We start from the raw sequence: 17,611 nt of genomic DNA on the forward strand, positions 1-17,611 counted from the left end.
TTGCCGGAAATGCGTCAGGCGAGCAACTCGCCTATTGCCTTCTGGAAAGCACGCTCGGCCTGATCGCGCAAGCGGTGACGTCCGTCCTGCACCTGTTTCACGCCGCGTACCCACACATCGTTGATCCGCGCGCGACCGGCAAAAATCCAGCCATCCAGCACGGCATCGCCCTTGGCGTGCGGCAGACGTTCGGTATCCAGCGCGACAAGATCCGCCGAAGCACCAGGCTTCAACCCGTCATCGGCGCGCCCCATCGCGATGTTGCCGCCGCGCACAGCACCATCAAACAAGGCGCGTCCCGTGGAAGCTTCACTCTCGGCCAGCACATTGCGGGCGCGATGATGGAGGCGCTGCGAATATTCCAGCTGGCGCAATTCATCGCCAATGCCAATCAGCACATTCGAATCCGAACCGACGCCGAATTGGCCACCCGCTTCCGCAAACACCGTTGCATTGAAGGTTCCGTCGCCGAGATTGGCTTCCGTCACAGGGCAAAGACCGGCAATCGCCCCGGCCCTGGCCATGCGTCGGGTTTCGTCGTCCGTCATATGGGTTGCGTGGATCAGGCACCAGCGCGACGACAGGTCCTGATTATCGAGAAGCCACTCGACCGGACGCTTGCCCGACCAGGCGATGCTGTCTTCCACTTCCTTCACCTGCTCAGCCACATGGATATGCACCGGCGTCTCGGGCAGAAGCTTCGTCACCAGATTGAGTTCATCCGGCGTCACCGCGCGCAGGCTGTGCGGCGCGACGCCTAAAACCGCGCCGTCGAAATCCGACAGTGCCTGTTTGCAGCCTTCGATCAGCCGCGCAAAGCGGTCCGGATCATTGATGAAACGGCGCTGGCCTTCATTGGGCGCGCTGCCGCCGAAACCCGAATGCGCATAGAAAACCGGAAGCAGCGTCAGGCCGATGCCCGCCGCCTTTGCGGCAGCGACAATGCGGTCAGCCATTTCGGAGAGATTGGCATAGGGCGTGCCGTCGCGATCATGGTGCAGATAATGAAACTCGCCGACGCGGGTGAACCCGGCCTCCAGCATGTCGACATAAAGCCGCAGAGCCACCGCTTCAGCCTGCTCAGGCGACATGGTGAGCGCAAACTTGTACATGATCTCGCGCCAGCTCCAGAACGAATCGGCAGACGGTCCGCGCTTTTCGGCGAGCCCGGCCATCCCATACTGGAACGCATGGCTGTGCAGGTTCGGCACACCTGCAACAATCGCCGCGTGGCGCTCATCCCCTGCCCCGGCAGCCTTATCCACCTCCAGCGAGGCTATCTTTCCACCGGCAATGCCAATGCGGACATTCTCGGCCCAGCCATTGTCGAGAAGCGCCTGACCGGCATGGATAAAACGCAGTTCGGGCGTGACAGCTGACATGGATCGGTTCTCCTCGAATGTTCCCGCACAGACTGGCTCATTGTTTTGGGCATTTTAACGCGAAAGCCGTTGAACAGTTTTCGCGCTAGAATGCCATCTTTCAACAGATCGCTTGTCTGCGCATTTTTTCTCTTGGCTGTTTCACTAATATGTATATACATTATCAAAAAACAGGGGAAGCGAGAAAACGCTCATGCTCAAGAATTCAAGCATCGTTTTTATCAATGCGCGCATTGCCACGCTGGACGAAGACGCGGGCGGTCTCGGTCTCATCGAGAATGCGGCGCTTGCGGTCAAGGACGGCTTGATCGCCTATGTCGGCCCGCAATCCGCTCTGCCCGATGCCTATGCCTCTTATAATAGAATCGATTGCGAAAACCGGCTGATCACGCCGGGCCTCGTCGATTGCCACACCCATCTCGTTCATGCCGGAAATCGCGCCCACGAATTCGAGTTGCGCTTGCAGGGCGCTTCCTATGAAGAAGTCGCGCGGGCTGGTGGCGGCATTGTTTCCTCGGTCAAGAACCTGCGCGCTGCCAGCGAAGATGATCTGGTGCGCGAAACCCTGCCCCGTCTCGATGCGCTGATTGCCGAAGGCGTCACCACCGTTGAGGTCAAATCCGGTTACGGTCTCGACCGCGACAGCGAAATCAAGTCGCTGAAAGCCGCCCGTCGGCTCGGCGACGAACGCGACGTGGCAATCCGCACCACTTTCCTAGGTGCACACGCACTGCCGCCGGAAATGAATGGCGACAAGACGGCCTATGTCGACAAGATCGTCGATGACATGCTGCCCGCCATTGCAGCCGAGCATCTGGCCGATGCGGTGGATGGTTTCTGCGAGGGCATCGCTTTCCTGCCGGATGAAATCGCCCGCGTGTTCGATGCAGCCAAGGCGCATGGCATCGCGGTCAAGCTTCACGCCGACCAGCTTTCCAATCTGCATGGCGCAGCCCTCGCCGCGTCCTATGGCGCATTGTCCGCCGATCACCTCGAATATACCGATGCGGAAGGTGCTGCCGCCATGGCCAAGGCCGGAACAGTGGCTGTGCTGCTTCCCGGCGCTTACTACTTCATCCGCGAAACGCAGAAGCCGCCGGTCGAGGCCTTCCGCGCTGCGGGCACGAAGATGGCGCTTGCCACCGACAACAATCCGGGCACATCGCCGCTGACCTCGCTTTTGCTCACCATGAATATGGGCGCAACGCTCTTCCGCATGACGGTTGACGAGTGCATCGCGGGCGTCACCCGTGAAGCCGCGCGTGCCCTTGGCATTCTCGACCAGACCGGCACGCTGGAAGTTGGCAAGGATGCCGATCTGGCCATCTGGAACGTCGAGCGCCCCGCCGAACTCGTCTACCGTATCGGCTTCAACCCGCTGTGGAAGCGGGTTTTCAAAGGCCAAATTTAGAGCGCATTTCGATCTGATTATATCAGATCGGCGCTCTAGTTCTTTGTTTTAACGCGCATCTTTTCCGAAAACCGTTTCACACTTTTCGGGATGCGCTTCAATATCGTCCGTATGGGCATGGCCCATACGGGAACCCAACGGAGCCTTTCATGACCATTATCCTCAAGCCCGGTTCTGTTCCGCTTGAAACGCTGGAAACGATCTATCGCGATGCGGTTCCCGTCCGCATCGACCCCGCATTTCATGCCGGTGTCGAAAAGGCAGCCGCGCGCATTGCAGAAATCGCAGCAGGCGACGAGCCGGTTTACGGCATCAATACCGGCTTCGGCAAACTCGCCTCGATCCGCATTGCGCCCGGCGATGTCGCCACGCTCCAGCGCAACCTGATCCTGTCGCATTGCTGCGGCGTCGGCGACGCACTGCCGGACAATATCGTACGCCTCGTCATGGCGCTGAAGCTGATCTCGCTCGGTCGCGGCGCGTCCGGCGTGCGGCTTGAAGTCATCACGCTTCTCGAAGACATGCTGGCAAAAGGCGTGATCCCGATGATCCCGGAAAAGGGTTCCGTCGGTGCGTCGGGCGACCTTGCGCCGTTGGCCCATATGACTGCGGCCATGATCGGCGAAGGCGAAGCCTTCTATCAGGGTGAACGCCTCTCCGGCGCAAAGGCGCTGGAAAAGGCTGGGCTGAAGCCGGTCGTGCTTGCAGCCAAGGAAGGGCTGGCGCTGATCAACGGCACGCAGACATCGACGGCCCTCGCACTGGCCGGGCTTTTCCGCGCCCATCGCGCAGCGCAGACGGCTCTGATCACCGGCGCATTGTCCACCGATGCCGCCATGGGATCGGATGCGCCCTTCCACGAGGAAATTCACACGCTGCGCGGCCATAAGGGCCAGATCGATGCCGGTCGTGCATTGCGCGCCCTGCTCGAAGGCTCGGTCATTCGCCAGAGCCATCTTGAAGGCGATCAGCGCGTCCAGGACCCCTATTGCATCCGCTGCCAGCCGCAGGTCGATGGCGCTTGCCTCGACATTCTGCGACAGGCCGCCCGCACGCTGGAAATCGAAGCCAATGCGGTTACCGACAATCCGCTGGTTCTCTCGGACGGACGCGCCGTATCGGGCGGCAATTTCCACGCCGAGCCTGTCGCCTTTGCCGCCGACCAGATTGCGCTTGCCGTCTGTGAAATCGGCGCAATCGCCCAGCGCCGCATCGCGCTGCTGGTCGATCCGGCGCTGTCCTTCGGCCTGCCCGCCTTCCTTGCCCGCAAGCCGGGACTGAATTCCGGTCTGATGATTGCGGAAGTCACCTCTGCCGCGCTGATGAGTGAAAACAAGCAGATGGCGCATCCGGCGTCCGTCGATTCCACGCCAACCTCTGCAAATCAGGAAGACCATGTGTCCATGGCCTGCCATGGTGCGCGCCGCCTGTTGCAGATGACAGCCAATCTCAATGCCATCATCGGCATCGAGGCTTTGACCGGCGGACTGGGCGTCGAGCTGCGCGAGCCACTGACCACCAGCCCGGAACTGGCCAAGGTCATTGCCGTGTTGCGCGGGCGCGTGCCGACACTGGAAGACGACCGCTATATGGCCGACGACCTCAAGAATGCCGCCGATCTGGTGGCTGACGGTGCGCTTGCCGGTGCGGTTTCGAGCGGCATCCTACCTGCGCTGGAGGCGTGATCATGAGCCCGTTTGAAGTTCGTCAGGGAACATCGCCGGTCATTATCGGCCTGCCGCACACCGGAACCGATGTGCCGCAGGATATCTGGGCGCGTCTCAACGACACTGGCAAAATTCTTGCCGATACCGACTGGCACATTCACAAGCTTTATGACGGCCTCATCGACGGCGCGACCATGGTGCGTGCAACCTTCCATCGCTATTGCATAGACGCCAATCGCGATCCGGCGGGCGCAAGCCTCTATCCGGGTCAAAACACGACGGCGCTGATCCCGGAAACCGACTTTGACGGGCTTTCGATCTGGAAGGATGGAGAGGCACCGACCGAGGCCGATATTGCCGAGCGCACGGCGCGTTTTCACAAGCCCTATCACGAGGCAATGGCTGCCGAAATCGAACGTGTGAAGGCGATCCACGGCGTTGCCATCCTCTATGACTGCCATTCGATCCGCTCGCATATTCCGTTCCTGTTTGAAGGCAAATTGCCCGATTTCAACATCGGCACGGATATGGGCAAGACCTGCGATCCGAAGATCGAGGCCACAGCTGTCGAAGTGACCGCCGGGGCACAAGGTTACACGTCGATCCTCAATGGCCGCTTCAAGGGCGGCTGGACGACGCGCCATTACGGCAGGCCTGAAACCGGAGTCCACGCCATCCAGATGGAGCTTGCCCAATCAACCCATCTTGCGACCGAAGCCGTTCCCTTCGCCTATGACGAGGCCAAGGCTGACAAGCTGCGCGTCCATCTCAAAACCCTTTTGCAGCGGCTGGAAAAGCTTGCGCGCGACCTGAAATCCTGAGGAGAACACCATGTCGAACCCACGCCATAACGAGCGCGAAGTCCGAGCGCCGCGCGGAGACGAACTCAATGCCAAGAGCTGGCTGACCGAAGCGCCGCTGCGCATGCTGATGAACAATCTCGACCCTGATGTGGCCGAGCGTCCGCATGAGCTGGTGGTCTATGGCGGCATTGGCCGCGCTGCCCGCACATGGGACGATTTCGACCGCATCGTTGCGACCCTCAAGACGCTCAATGAAGACGAAACCCTGCTCGTGCAGTCGGGCAAGCCGGTTGGCGTTTTCCGCACCCACAAGGATGCGCCGCGTGTTCTGATTGCCAATTCCAATCTCGTGCCGCATTGGGCGACCTGGGATCATTTCAACGAACTGGATAAGAAGGGTCTCGCCATGTACGGCCAGATGACCGCCGGTTCGTGGATCTATATCGGCGCGCAGGGCATCGTTCAGGGCACTTACGAAACCTTCGTCGAAGCCGGTCGCCAGCATTTTGACGGCAACCTCACCGGCAAGTGGATTCTGACCGGCGGCCTCGGCGGCATGGGCGGTGCGCAGCCTCTGGCCGCAGTCATGGCTGGCGCCTGCTGCCTCGCCGTGGAATGCGACGAAACCCGCGCCGATTTCCGTCTGCGCACCCGTTATGTCGATGAGAAGACCCACAGCCTCGACGAAGCGCTGGCCAGGATCGATGCCTGGACCAAGGCAGGCGAGGCAAAGTCCATCGCCCTGATCGGCAATGCGGCTGAAATCTTCCCGGAACTCGTCAAGCGTGGCGTGAAACCGGACATCGTGACCGACCAGACCTCCGCGCATGATCCGGTGCATGGCTATCTGCCGCTCGGCTGGACCGTCGCCGAATGGCGCGCCAAGCAGGAAAGCGATCCGAAAGCTGTCGAAAAAGCCGCGCGCGCTTCGATGAAGCTGCATGTGCAGGCGATGGTCGATTTCTGGAACATGGGCATCCCGACCCTCGACTATGGCAACAATATCCGCCAGATGGCACTGGAAGAAGGCCTTGAAGACGCGTTTGCCTTCCCCGGCTTCGTGCCTGCCTATATTCGTCCGCTGTTCTGCCGCGGCATCGGCCCGTTCCGTTGGGCGGCCCTTTCCGGCGATCCGGAAGATATCGCGAAGACCGATGCCAAGGTGAAGGAACTGCTGCCGGACAACAAGCATCTGCACAACTGGCTCGACATGGCGAAAGAACGCATCGCGTTTCAGGGCCTGCCCGCGCGCATCTGTTGGGTCGGCCTTGGCGACCGCCATCGCCTCGGACTCGCCTTCAACGAAATGGTCCGCAATGGCGAGCTGAAAGCGCCTATCGTCATCGGTCGCGACCATCTCGACAGCGGCTCCGTCGCCTCGCCGAACCGCGAAACGGAAGCCATGAAGGACGGTTCGGATGCCGTGTCCGACTGGCCGCTCCTCAACGCCCTACTCAACACCGCTTCCGGCGCGACATGGGTGTCGCTGCATCACGGCGGCGGCGTCGGCATGGGCTTCAGCCAGCATGCGGGCATGGTCATCTGCTGTGACGGTACGGAAGATGCCGACCGCCGTTTGGAGCGCGTTTTGTGGAACGACCCGGCCACCGGCGTCATGCGCCACGCCGATGCGGGCTATGAAGAAGCGCTCGATTGGGCCAAGCAGCAGGGCCTGCGCCTGCCCGGCATTCTGGGGAACTGAGGTCGAATGGCCGTCACTCTTCTCAAAGCCGAAAATCATCGCCGCATGCCGTGGAAAAACGGCGGCGGCGTGACGGTTGAGATCGCCGTCCACCCGCAAGGCGCGTCAGTCGATGATTTCGACTGGCGCATCTCCATGGCGACCGTCGCAAGTGACGGCCCGTTTTCCGTCTTTCCCGGCATCGACCGCACCTTGTCGGTGCTGGAAGGCGATGGCATTGTGCTCGATGTCGAAGGAGAGGAGAGCACCCTCACCCGCGACAGTGCACCCTTGGCCTTTGCGGCAGACAGCCATTCGGCTGCGCGCCTGATCGGCTCCGCCATCACCGACCTCAATGTCATGACCCGACGCACGCGCTATACGCATCGCGTCCGCCGCATCACCGGGAGCAATGCTGCCGCGACCTTGGAACCGGGGACCAAGGGCCAAACACTGCTTATTTTCTGTGCAGAAGGAGAATTTGCACTCCACACCGACGCCGGACTCGCGCATCTCGGTCCGCATGATGCAGCGATCCTGTCTGCGCCTGTCACAAATTCCGTTGAACTTAAGGGTAAGGGAGACCTGTTCCTGATAACAATTATCGCAATTGAATCAGTTGCTTAAATAAATTCCCGCCAGAAATGCCCGCAAAGAAATCTTTGTCGGCCTCTCTGGACAGGAAAAACGGTCCTGCTAATTTGCTGAGATCGATATGTATAGGCTTATAAACACATAAAAGGGGTACTATTCATGAAAAAATCGTGGTTTGCAGGTGTTGCGCTCGCAGCATTCGCCTTTGCCTCAGCTGCTCAGGCTGAGACCGCCGTTTCCATCGGCCTGTCGGGTTGGACCGGCTTCGCGCCGCTGACGCTGGCCAAGGAAGCCGGCATTTTCAAAAAGCACGGACTGGACGTCACGCTGAACAAAATCCCGCAGGCAAGCCGCCATCTGGCGCTGGCATCGGGCGACATTCAGTGCGCCGCCACCACTGTCGAAACCTGGATCGTCTGGAACGCAGTGGGCGTGAAGTCCAAGCAGATTTTCCAGATGGACAAGTCCTATGGTGCTGACGGCATTGCAGTTCGCGCCGACGTCAACTCCTTCGCCGATCTGAAGGGCAAGACGGTTGCCGCCTCCGCGCCGGGCACCTCGCCTTACTTCCTGCTGGCTTTCATGCTCGCCAAGAACGGCATGACGATGAAGGACGTAAAGGTCGTCAACATGGAGCCAGGACCGGCAGCACAGGCTTTTGTCGCTGGCCAGAACGACGCCGCCATGACCTATGAGCCTTATCTGTCGACCGTGCGCGCTGCGCCTGACAAGGGCAAGATCCTCGCTACCACGCTCGACTACCCGGCAATCATGGACACGGTCGGCTGCACCCCAGCCTTCCTCGAAAAGAACCCGGAAGCAGCCAAGGCGCTTGCCGACAGCTATTTCGAAGCGCTGGATATGATCGCCGCCGACAAGGACAAGGCCTATGAAATCATGGGCAAGGACGTGAAGCAGTCGGGCAAGGAATTTGGCGAATCCGCTGAATATCTGCGCTGGCAGGACAAGGCCGCCAACCACAAGTTCTTCGACAGCGAATTCAAAGAATTCAACGCCGAAGCGGCTGATCTGCTGTTGCAGGCTGGTGTGATCAAGACGAAGCCGAACCTCGAAGAGATCGTGGATACGAGCTTCATCAAGTAAGATCGCTTTCTGGAACACTGCCCGAAACGTTTGAAACACCTTTCGGGCAAAGTGTTCAGAACAGATAGTGAGTGCTGTTCCGGGCGGCGACGCCCGGACCGACCTCTCCCCTTCCGTCTCTCTTCGAAGACGGGCGCGCGACTGAACGGACAATGTCATGCAGCCTTTGCAGCCGATAGGCAACACGACCCGGATCTTACTGGGCATCCTGTTTTTCATTCTATTTTTTGTGTTCTGGGGCATTGCCACGCTTGGCGGCTTTGTCTCCGCAACCTTCCTTGCCGATCCCATCACCATGGTGAAGGACGGCTATGACCTCATCGCCAATCAGGGCTTCCTGTCCGATATCGGCATGACGGTCTGGCGCGTGCTGGGCGGCTTCGTGCTGGCAAGCATCGTTGCCATTCCGGTCGGTGTGGCCATGGGCGCTTACAAGCCCATCGAAGCGCTGCTGGAGCCTTTCGTCTCCTTTGCGCGCTATCTGCCCGCTTCCGCTTTCGTGCCGCTCCTGATCCTCTGGGCTGGCATCGGCGAAACGCAGAAGCTGCTCGTCATCTTCATCGGCGCCGTGTTCCAGATCATCCTGATGATCGCAGGCATCGTCGCCAATACACGCCGCGATCTGGTGGAAGCCGCCTATACGCTGGGCGCGTCCAACAGCGGCATCATCCGCCGCGTACTCGCGCCTGCCAGCGCACCGGATATTGCCGAAACCCTGCGTCTCGTGCTCGGCTGGGCATGGACCTATGTGATCGTCGCCGAACTCATCGGCGCATCGTCGGGCATCGGCTATATGATCATCAACAGTCAGGCGCTGATGGCCACCGGCCAGATCATTTTCGGCATCATCATCATCGGCGTGATCGGCCTGATTTCCGACCTCGCCTTCAAATATTTCAACCGCTGGCTCTTTGCATGGAGGTTCGCGTAATGGCTGCCAAGACCGATCAGGAACTGGTTGTTAAGGGCGTCAGCCGCACCTTCCCCGGCGTGCACGGCGGCAAGCCGACGCTGGCGCTGCAAGCAACCGATCTCATCATCCCGAAGAACGACTTCGTCACCATTCTCGGCCCTTCAGGCTGCGGCAAGTCCACGCTTCTGCGCATCATTGCCGGTCTCGACAAGCCGACGACGGGCACAGTGACGCTGGAAGGAAAGCCGGTCACCGGCCCCGGTGCTGATCGCGGCATGGTGTTCCAGTCCTATACGCTGTTTCCATGGCTCACCATTCGTCAGAATGTCGGCTTCGGTCTGCGTGAAAAGGGCATGCCGGAAAAGCAAGCCCGCGAAATCGTCGACAGCTATATCGACAAGGTGGGGCTGCGCGGCTTTGAAAATCACTGGCCGAAGCAGCTTTCGGGCGGCATGCAGCAGCGCACGGCCATTGCCCGCGCACTGGCCAACGATCCGAAAATCCTGTTGCTCGACGAGCCGTTCGGCGCACTCGACAACCAGACACGCGGCCTGATGCAGGAACTGCTGCTGGGCATCTGGGAACGCGAGCACAAGACTGTGATTTTCGTCACGCACGATATCGAAGAAGCAATCTTCATGGCCACGCGCGTGGTCACGATGACCGCACGTCCGGGCAAGATCAAATCGATCACGCCGGTCGATATCGCGCATCCGCGTTCCTACCACGTCAAGGCAAGCCCGGAATTTTCCGAACTGCGCCTCAAACTGACGGAAGAAATCCGCAGCGAAGCCATTGAAGCAGCCAGGCAGGCTGCCTGAAAATAACGGTTTCTTGAGAATATCGGGTGAATTATGAAAGGGCTGCGACATTCGTCGCGGCCCTTTCTTTTCAGGACAGATTCCACCATGGCCGTTACAGCAGAAGACCTCGAGAACCGTATTGTCTACGTCAACGGTGACTATGTTGCCGCGCGCGATGCCCGCATTTCCATTTTCGACCGAGGCTTCCTTTTCGGCGACGGCATTTATGAAGTGACAGCTGTGCTGGAAGGCAAGTTGATCGACAGCGGCCCGCATATGACACGCCTACGCCGTTCCACCGGTGAGATCGGGATTCCGATGCCGTTGAGCGAAGACGAGATTGTCACGATTGAGCGCGAGCTGGTGCGCCGCAACAATCTGGTTGAAGGCATGGTCTATCTCCAGATCACCCGCGGCGATGGCCGCGACCGCGACTTTGTGCCGGGTAAAGGTATCAAGCCATCGGTCGTTCTGTTCACGCAGGAAGCCAATCTGCTCGACAAGCCCGCGCTGAAAACCGGCGCGCGCGTACTCTCGCTGGATGATCTGCGCTGGAAGCGCCGCGATATCAAGACGGTGTGCCTGCTGCCGCAAGCGCTGGCCAAGGAAATCGCCAAGAATGCCGGTTGCGACGAAGCCTGGATGATCGAGGACGGCTATGTCACCGAAGGCGCATCGTCCACGGCCTATATTGTCACCAACGACGATGTCGTCGTCACGCGCCCCAACAGCAACGCCATCCTGCCCGGCTGCACACGCCTGTCGCTGCTGCAACTGATTGCCGAGACCGGCATGAAGCTGGAAGAGCGCCTCTTCACCATCGACGAAGCCTACGCGGCCAAGGAAGCCTTCCTTACGAGCGCTGGCACATTCGTCACTCCGATCACGGTCATCGACGACAAGACCATTGGCACGGGAAAGCCCGGTCCGGTCGCCCAACGCCTGCGCGAGATTTATCTCGACCACGCCCGCCGCACGGCGATCTAATAAAACAGAACCGCGCCGGAATTGCTTCCGGCGCGGCCTGGAGCTTCACCCGCCCCCCGACGGCGAAGCATGAGGCATATTTTGGTTATGGCGAGCCGAAAATGGTGGAGTTTGAGAACCGGCGCGCAGCGTACTTAAAGGTACGTGAGCACCGGAAGCGCAAAACAACGCCATTTGCAGGCCGTCAGAGCCAAAATAATCAGCGCTTCTGGTTGTAGACGTCGATACAGACAGCACCCAGCAGCACGATACCCTTGATGACCTGCTGATAGTCGATACCGATGCCGAGGATCGACATGCCGTTATTCATGACGCCCATGATAAGCGCGCCGATCACTGCACCCGTCACGCGGCCCACACCGCCATAAGCCGATGCACCGCCGATGAAGCAGGCTGCGATCACGTCCAGCTCGAAGCCGATACCGGCCTTGGGCGTTGCCGTATTCAGGCGCGCCGCGAAAACCAGACCGGCGAGAGCTGCCAGCACGCCCATATTGACGAAAGCGAGGAAGGTCAGCCGTTCGGTTTTCACACCGGAAAGCTTGGCCGCATGACGGTTGCCGCCGACCGCATAAATCTGGCGACCGATCACTGTGCGGTTGGTGAGAAACGCATAGGCCGCAATCAGCACCGCCATGATGATCAACACATTCGGCAGGCCGCGATGCATGGAAATCAGGAGCGACAGATAGGCAATAGCCGCAAAGAACAGAATGTTCTTGATGACAAACAGGCCAAACGGCTCCGTTTCCACTTCATGCGCGATATGGCGCTGACGCGACTTCACATTCTGCCAGATCATGAAACCGGCCAGAAGCACGCCGATGATCAGCGATGTCAGATAAACGCCGCCTGCCGTGGTGCCGAAAATTTCCGGAATGAAGCCCGATGAGAGCTTCTGGAACACGACCGGGAACGGGCCGACCGACTGGCCGCCGAGCACGGCCAGCATCAGGCCCTTGAACACCAGCATGCCCGCCAGCGTCACAATGAAGGACGGTATGTTGAAATAGGCGACCCAGAAGCCCTGCAACGCGCCGATTATACCGCCTGCCAGCAGGCAGAGAATGGCGGCAATGGGGAACGGGATGCCCCAATGCACCATCATCACCGCCGCCAGTGCACCGATGAAACCGCAGACCGACCCGACCGACAGGTCGATATGGCCGGTCACGATGATCAGCAGCATGCCGAGCGCCATGATGACGATATAGCTGTTCTGCAAGACCAGATTGGTCAGGTTCAGCGGCTTCATCAGCACGCCGCCCGTGACAATCTGGAAAAAGATCATGATCGCGACGAGCGAGAGCAGCATCCCGGATTCGCGCAGATTGTTCTTGAGATAACGCCCCACGCTGCTTGTCTGGCTGCTTCCGATAATATTCTCGCTCATTGCCGTTTTCCCTTGTTCCGCATGATGGCGCGCATGATGTTTTCCTGCGTTGCCTCTTCGCCCGCGACTTCGCCGACGAAAGCGCCTTCATGCATGACGACGATGCGGTCGCAGATGCCGATCAGTTCCGGCATTTCCGAAGAAATGACGACCACGCCCTTGCCGCTCTCCGCCAGTGAATTGATGATGGTGTAAATGTCGTATTTCGCGCCGACATCGATGCCGCGCGTCGGCTCGTCGAGGATCAGCACATCCGGTCCGGTGAACAGCCATTTCGACAGCACGACCTTCTGCTGGTTGCCGCCCGAAAGCGTGCCGGTCTGCTGAAAGACATTGTGGCTGCGAATGCTCATCTGGTTGCGATAGTCGCTGGCAACCTTCATTTCGCGAATATCGTCGATGACGCCCTTCGGGCTAACGCCACGCAGATTGGCCAGCGAAACGTTGCGCGCAATGTTTTCACCCAGAACGAGGCCGAGCTTCTTGCGATCCTCAGTCACATAGGCAAGCCCGGACTTGATCGCCCGCGCCACCGTGGAAATATCTGCGGCCTTGCCGTTAATGCGCGCATCGCCAGTGATATTGGTGCCCCAGGAGCGCCCGAACAGGCTCATGGCAAATTCGGTGCGGCCGGCACCCATCAGGCCTGCAATGCCGACGATTTCGCCCGCCTTGACCTTGAACGACACGTTCTTGACCGAATGCCGCTCCGGATGCAGCGGATGATAGACCGACCAGTTGTCGACCTCCAAAATCACGTCCCCGATCTTCGGGTCACGCTTTGGATAGCGGCTTTCCAGATCGCGATCGACCATCTTGCGGATGATATCGTCTTCCTCGACCTCGCCCTCATGACAATCGAGCGTCGCCACAGCCTTGCCGTCGCGCAACACGGTGATCTTGTCTGCGACTTCGCGAATTTCATTGAGCTTGTGCGAGATCAGGATCGACGTGATGCCCTGCGCACGAAACTCCTTCAGGAGCGTCAGAAGCGCTGCACTGTCCGTTTCGTTCAGGCTGGCCGTCGGCTCATCTAGGATCAGCAAGCGCACGCGCTTTGACAAGGCCTTGGCGATTTCCACCAGCTGCTGCTTGCCGATACCAATATCGGTGATCAGCGTATCGGGCGATTCCGACAGGCCGACTTTCTTCAAAAGTTCCCGCGTGCGCATATGCACGGCACTGCGGTCAATGACGCCACGGCTCGCCGGTGGATTGACTAGGAAAATATTTTCCGCAATCGACATCAGCGGGATCAGCGCCAGTTCCTGATGGATGATGACGATGCCGAGCGCTTCGGAATCGTTGATGTCGCGAAACTGCCGTTCTTCTCCGTCGAAGAAGATCGAGCCTTCATAGCTGCCATGAGGATAGACCCCCGACAGCACCTTCATGAGCGTGGATTTGCCAGCGCCGTTTTCGCCGACAAATGCGTGAATCTCCCCCGGCATGACCGTGAAATTGACGTCGCTCAACGCCTTCACGACCCCGAAGGATTTGCTGATGCCGCGCATTTCAAGAATAGGTTTGCCAGCCCCATTCAGCTGGCCTCCCTGCTCTTCAAGCGGGACAGGATTGGCTACATTCATCGCTCACTCCCGACAGAGCGCCTCGCATCCCTCCGGATGCTCAACACGACGCTCCAAACCCTGTTGAACCTGCCCATCCCAAGCGCCGTTGCGGTTGCTTCGATCGATGGCGCAGGATTTCCGAATGCCATTGCGTCCAGGCTAAAGCCTTGTTTTAGAACGCGCCTCAAAGCACACGCTAAAAAAGACAACGCTGTCAATCTTACGGCCTACCCCAGTTGAAAACTGAGGTAAGCTTGGGATTAGCAATGGCATTACAGAAATTCGATGCTGTTTCGGACGAAGCCGGAAAACCGCCGGATTTTCGGCCCGAAACCGCGCATATGCAAGGGTTGTCGAACGCGCCGCCAAGCCGCAGCATCGGGCGCGCTCGCCATCCCTTAGAAGCCCAGATTACTTGATCTGGTCTTCCTTGTAGTAACCGCTATCGACCAGAACCTGCTTCCAGTTCGACTTGTCGACGATGACCGGCTTCAGAAGATAGGCCGGTACAACCTTGACGCCATTGTCATAGGTCTTGGTGTCGTTGACCTGCGGTTCCTTGCCGCTCATCAGCGCGTCAACCATGTCGACGGTGACCTTGGCCAGTTCGCGGGTGTCCTTGAAGATCGTCGCGGTCTGTTCGCCGGCGAGGATCGACTTGACCGAAGGCACTTCGGCGTCCTGACCGGAAACGATTGGCATTGGCATGTCGCCGCTGCCATAGCCGACGCCCTTCAGCGACGACAGGATACCGATGGAGATGCCGTCATAAGGCGACAGAACTGCATCGACGCGCTTGTCCGAATAATAGGCGGACAGGATGGAATCCATGCGGGCCTGAGCGGTGGCACCGTCCCAACGCAGCGTTGCAACCTTGTCCATGCCGGTCTGGCCGCTGGCAACGACAACCTTGCCGCTGTCGATGTAAGGCTGGAATACGGACATGGCGCCGTTGTAGAAGAAGTAGGCGTTGTTATCGTCCGGCGAGCCGCCGAAGAGTTCGATATTGAACGGGCCCGGCTTGTTCTTGAGGTCCAGCGCCGTTTCAATCGACTGTGCCTGCAGCACGCCAACCTGGAAATTGTCGAAGGTCGCATAGTAATCGACATTCGGCGTATCACGGATCAGGCGGTCATAAGCGATGACCTTGATGCCTGCATCATGCGCCTTGGCCAGCACGTCCGACAGCGTGGTGCCGTCGATGGACGCGACAACGAGAACCTTGGCGCCTTTGGTCACCATGTTTTCGATCTGCGCCAGCTGGTTCGGCACATCGTCTTCAGCATACTGAAGATCGGTCTGATAACCGCGTTCCTTCAGAACCTTGACCATGTTGTCGCCATCCGCGATCCAGCGAGCCGACGACTTCGTCGGCATGGCGACTGCCACAAGACCTTTGTCTTCGGCGCGGGCGATGCCCGTGAAGGCAAGCGCGGCCATCGCGACTGCCAGGGTTAGAGTTTTCATGCCTGCCATTGTTACACTCCCAAAAATTGGGACAGACTTCTCCACGAAGCCTGCCGTTCTCCCAAACTCCCGCTCCCCGCCCAAATTGTTGGCCAGCAGTTTGCGGAATGCCTCCAAGACCATTTCCGAACACGGTTTAACCCCTATTCGGAAATGCCTAAACCCAAACAAATTGCGTGCCTCCTTCAGCCCGCAATTGCCTCCCATGCGGCAACAGCGCGCTTGGCGCGCTCACGCACATCGGCCACCGTGAAACCAGCTTTGTAAAGGCTCGATCCAAGGCCAAAACAGCTTACGCCTGCCGCGACATAGGTTGCGAAATCGCTTTCCGATACGCCGCCCACGGCGCCAAACGGAATATCCTTCGGCAGGACGGCGGAAACCGCCTTGATTCCGTCTGCGCCCAGCACGCTGGCCGGAAAGAATTTCAGCGCCGATGCCCCTGCACGGATTGCCGCAAAGGCTTCCGTCGGCGTGAACACGCCCGGCATCGTCACCATGCCATGGCCGCCCGCGCGGCGAATGACATCCGGCTCGACATTGGGGCTGACCATCAGCCTGCCGCCGACATCGTGCAGCCGGTCGACATCCTCGACGCTCAAAACAGTGCCGGCACCGATCAGCACATTGGCAGGCGCAAGCTTCGCAGCCTTGCCAATCGACACGAACGGATCGGGCGAATTGAGCGGGATTTCGATGGCTTCAAAGCCCGTTTCGATCAGCGCCTCGACGATTGCTTCGCTTTCCTCCGGGCGAATGCCGCGCAGGATCGCGACCAGCGGATAGCGCAGTTTCGGCCATGCAACGCGCGCGCTCATTGGGCACCTCCCGCAAAAGCGTGCTTTGCCGCCATGAACAGGCCATCGCGCACCAGTTCGTCCGCCTCGACGCGCTTGACCGTCAGCCCGGCAATTTCAAGCGCGCTGGCATAAAGTGCACCCATCATGCCGTCCGAGAGCAGCAGCACCTGCTGCGGCTTGCCGTAAAGCGTGCGCCCGCCCGCAACTTCCAGCCCGATCAACAGGCCGGAAAGCCGCGCCAGCTGGTCGGTCGGCTTGCGGTCATGCACGAGCCAGCCCGCGCGAACCGAAAACAGCGCATTGGCGATCAGTTCCGGCGTTTCGAGCGAGGCTCTGACGCCAGCCGCAAAAGCTGCTCCGTCCGGATCGACCTCACCAGCGCCTTCGAGCGCCCCGGCCAGCACCGACTTGTCTTTCAGGAGAGCGAACAATTCGCCCGTCATGAAGGTCCGGTAATCGGCGAGACCACCATCGGCAATCAGCACCCATTTGGCATGGGTGCCGGGCATGACGACAACGGCATCATGCGTGCCCCCATGCACCAGACCGAGCAGTTTTGTCTCTTCGCCGCGCATGACGTCGGGAGCAGCTTCGTCCCGTCGCGCAACGCCCGGCAGCATGATGACGTGACGGCGCGCAGGCACGCGCACCGCAGCCTTCACAATGCCGTCCAGCCCGGCAGGCAGGCTCATATAGGGTGCTTCGATCCAGCCGGTCCGCGAACCGGCCATGCCGCAGATCACCACCGGCAGATCGGCAGGCGCGCCGAGCGTGGCCAGATGCCGTTCGAGCGTTGGCTCGAAACCGCCTTCTTTTGCCCGCAGCAAACCGTCATCGCCCCGGCTTTCACCCAGCACGGCACCGTCCGCATCCAGCGTCCAGAGCCGCAACCGGGTGGTGCCCCAGTCGGCGACGGCAGCAAAAGGCTTTTTATCAACAGCCATTATGGGCGAGCCTCAAAGCATTTCCAGCAAAAGTGCGTAGCGGTTTTGCGTAGGATAATGCGTAAAAACAAATAGATAGAGCGGTTCCACG

15 protein-coding genes are annotated in these 17,611 nt (G+C 59.5%); 9 read left to right on the top strand and 6 right to left on the bottom strand.

Annotation, left to right across the window (positions count from 1 at the left end; translation table 11 throughout):
* Nucleotides 1-14 precede the first annotated feature (14 nt).
* Nucleotides 15-1,382 (bottom strand): formimidoylglutamate deiminase, encoded by a 1,368-nt coding sequence (locus QBD01_RS20080; protein ID WP_280994233.1) that lies wholly within the window; start codon nucleotides 1,380-1,382, stop codon nucleotides 15-17.
* Between the two features lie 193 nt (nucleotides 1,383-1,575).
* Here QBD01_RS20080 and hutI point away from each other — a divergent pair, with 193 nt between their 5' ends.
* The 9 genes from hutI (at nucleotide 1,576) to QBD01_RS20125 (ending at nucleotide 11,345) form a co-directional block, all read left to right on the top strand.
* Complete coding sequence (gene hutI, locus QBD01_RS20085) at nucleotides 1,576-2,793, top strand: imidazolonepropionase (RefSeq protein WP_280994234.1); 1,218 nt, start codon at nucleotides 1,576-1,578, stop codon at nucleotides 2,791-2,793.
* Nucleotides 2,794-2,942: 149 nt separating this feature from the next.
* Complete coding sequence (gene hutH, locus QBD01_RS20090; protein WP_280994235.1) at nucleotides 2,943-4,478, top strand: histidine ammonia-lyase; 1,536 nt, start codon at nucleotides 2,943-2,945, stop codon at nucleotides 4,476-4,478.
* Between the two features lie 2 nt (nucleotides 4,479-4,480).
* Nucleotides 4,481-5,281, top strand: coding sequence for an N-formylglutamate deformylase (gene hutG, locus QBD01_RS20095; RefSeq protein WP_280994236.1), 801 nt, complete (start codon nucleotides 4,481-4,483; stop codon nucleotides 5,279-5,281).
* Nucleotides 5,282-5,291: 10 nt separating this feature from the next.
* On the top strand, nucleotides 5,292-6,965 hold the full coding sequence (gene hutU, locus QBD01_RS20100) for a urocanate hydratase (RefSeq protein WP_151591125.1): 1,674 nt from the start codon (nucleotides 5,292-5,294) through the stop codon (nucleotides 6,963-6,965).
* Between the two features lie 6 nt (nucleotides 6,966-6,971).
* Complete coding sequence (locus tag QBD01_RS20105; protein ID WP_280994237.1) at nucleotides 6,972-7,571, top strand: HutD family protein; 600 nt, start codon at nucleotides 6,972-6,974, stop codon at nucleotides 7,569-7,571.
* A gap of 126 nt (nucleotides 7,572-7,697) precedes the next feature.
* Entirely contained in the window at nucleotides 7,698-8,642 is a 945-nt protein-coding gene (locus tag QBD01_RS20110; protein WP_280994238.1) for an ABC transporter substrate-binding protein, read from the top strand.
* Nucleotides 8,643-8,799: 157 nt separating this feature from the next.
* Complete coding sequence (locus QBD01_RS20115) at nucleotides 8,800-9,573, top strand: ABC transporter permease (RefSeq protein ID WP_280994239.1); 774 nt, start codon at nucleotides 8,800-8,802, stop codon at nucleotides 9,571-9,573.
* A complete protein-coding gene (locus tag QBD01_RS20120) occupies nucleotides 9,573-10,376 on the top strand; it encodes an ABC transporter ATP-binding protein (RefSeq protein WP_280994240.1) in 804 nt (267 codons plus the stop codon). Before QBD01_RS20115 ends, QBD01_RS20120 begins: the two co-directional genes overlap by 1 nt.
* A gap of 87 nt (nucleotides 10,377-10,463) precedes the next feature.
* On the top strand, nucleotides 10,464-11,345 hold the full coding sequence (locus QBD01_RS20125) for a D-amino-acid transaminase (RefSeq protein ID WP_280994241.1): 882 nt from the start codon (nucleotides 10,464-10,466) through the stop codon (nucleotides 11,343-11,345).
* A gap of 199 nt (nucleotides 11,346-11,544) precedes the next feature.
* On the opposite strand, the gene mmsB is transcribed toward QBD01_RS20125, so the two are convergent.
* The 5 genes from mmsB to QBD01_RS20150 all read right to left on the bottom strand — a co-directional run bounded on the left by mmsB (nucleotide 11,545) and on the right by QBD01_RS20150 (nucleotide 17,520).
* Entirely contained in the window at nucleotides 11,545-12,738 is a 1,194-nt protein-coding gene (gene mmsB / locus QBD01_RS20130; protein ID WP_182520881.1) for a multiple monosaccharide ABC transporter permease, read from the bottom strand.
* Entirely contained in the window at nucleotides 12,735-14,327 is a 1,593-nt protein-coding gene (gene mmsA, locus QBD01_RS20135; RefSeq protein WP_280994242.1) for a multiple monosaccharide ABC transporter ATP-binding protein, read from the bottom strand. Before mmsA ends, mmsB begins: the two co-directional genes overlap by 4 nt.
* Before the next feature lie 393 nt (nucleotides 14,328-14,720).
* Nucleotides 14,721-15,785, bottom strand: coding sequence for a multiple monosaccharide ABC transporter substrate-binding protein (gene chvE, locus QBD01_RS20140; RefSeq protein WP_182520879.1), 1,065 nt, complete (start codon nucleotides 15,783-15,785; stop codon nucleotides 14,721-14,723).
* 176 nt (nucleotides 15,786-15,961) lie between these two features.
* The gene (locus QBD01_RS20145; RefSeq protein ID WP_280994243.1) at nucleotides 15,962-16,594 is read right to left on the bottom strand and encodes a 2-dehydro-3-deoxy-6-phosphogalactonate aldolase; all 633 of its coding nucleotides are present in this window, start codon (nucleotides 16,592-16,594) and stop codon (nucleotides 15,962-15,964) included.
* Nucleotides 16,591-17,520 carry a 2-dehydro-3-deoxygalactonokinase gene (locus tag QBD01_RS20150; RefSeq protein ID WP_280994244.1) on the bottom strand — a complete coding sequence of 310 codons (930 nt, stop codon included), beginning with the start codon at nucleotides 17,518-17,520 and terminating at the stop codon, nucleotides 16,591-16,593. The genes QBD01_RS20145 and QBD01_RS20150 overlap by 4 nt, the downstream gene beginning before the upstream one ends.
* Nucleotides 17,521-17,611: the final 91 nt, after the last annotated feature.

It is taken from the genome of Ochrobactrum sp. 19YEA23 (genome assembly GCF_029909865.1).
Taxonomy (GTDB): Bacteria; Pseudomonadota; Alphaproteobacteria; order Rhizobiales; family Rhizobiaceae; genus Brucella; species Brucella gambitense.

Coding starts and splice junctions, on each gene's coding strand:
- mmsA (WP_280994242.1), bottom strand. CDS start 14,327: ATGAATGTAGCCAATCCTGTCCCGCTTGAAGAGCAGGGAGGCCAGCTG.
- QBD01_RS20115 (WP_280994239.1), top strand. CDS start 8,800: ATGCAGCCTTTGCAGCCGATAGGCAACACGACCCGGATCTTACTGGGC.
- chvE (WP_182520879.1), bottom strand. CDS start 15,785: ATGGCAGGCATGAAAACTCTAACCCTGGCAGTCGCGATGGCCGCGCTT.
- hutU (WP_151591125.1), top strand. CDS start 5,292: ATGTCGAACCCACGCCATAACGAGCGCGAAGTCCGAGCGCCGCGCGGA.
- QBD01_RS20150 (WP_280994244.1), bottom strand. CDS start 17,520: ATGGCTGTTGATAAAAAGCCTTTTGCTGCCGTCGCCGACTGGGGCACC.
- QBD01_RS20080 (WP_280994233.1), bottom strand. CDS start 1,382: ATGTCAGCTGTCACGCCCGAACTGCGTTTTATCCATGCCGGTCAGGCG.
- mmsB (WP_182520881.1), bottom strand. CDS start 12,738: ATGAGCGAGAATATTATCGGAAGCAGCCAGACAAGCAGCGTGGGGCGT.
- QBD01_RS20120 (WP_280994240.1), top strand. CDS start 9,573: ATGGCTGCCAAGACCGATCAGGAACTGGTTGTTAAGGGCGTCAGCCGC.
- QBD01_RS20145 (WP_280994243.1), bottom strand. CDS start 16,594: ATGAGCGCGCGCGTTGCATGGCCGAAACTGCGCTATCCGCTGGTCGCG.
- QBD01_RS20110 (WP_280994238.1), top strand. CDS start 7,698: ATGAAAAAATCGTGGTTTGCAGGTGTTGCGCTCGCAGCATTCGCCTTT.
- QBD01_RS20125 (WP_280994241.1), top strand. CDS start 10,464: ATGGCCGTTACAGCAGAAGACCTCGAGAACCGTATTGTCTACGTCAAC.
- hutG (WP_280994236.1), top strand. CDS start 4,481: ATGAGCCCGTTTGAAGTTCGTCAGGGAACATCGCCGGTCATTATCGGC.
- QBD01_RS20105 (WP_280994237.1), top strand. CDS start 6,972: ATGGCCGTCACTCTTCTCAAAGCCGAAAATCATCGCCGCATGCCGTGG.
- hutI (WP_280994234.1), top strand. CDS start 1,576: ATGCTCAAGAATTCAAGCATCGTTTTTATCAATGCGCGCATTGCCACG.
- hutH (WP_280994235.1), top strand. CDS start 2,943: ATGACCATTATCCTCAAGCCCGGTTCTGTTCCGCTTGAAACGCTGGAA.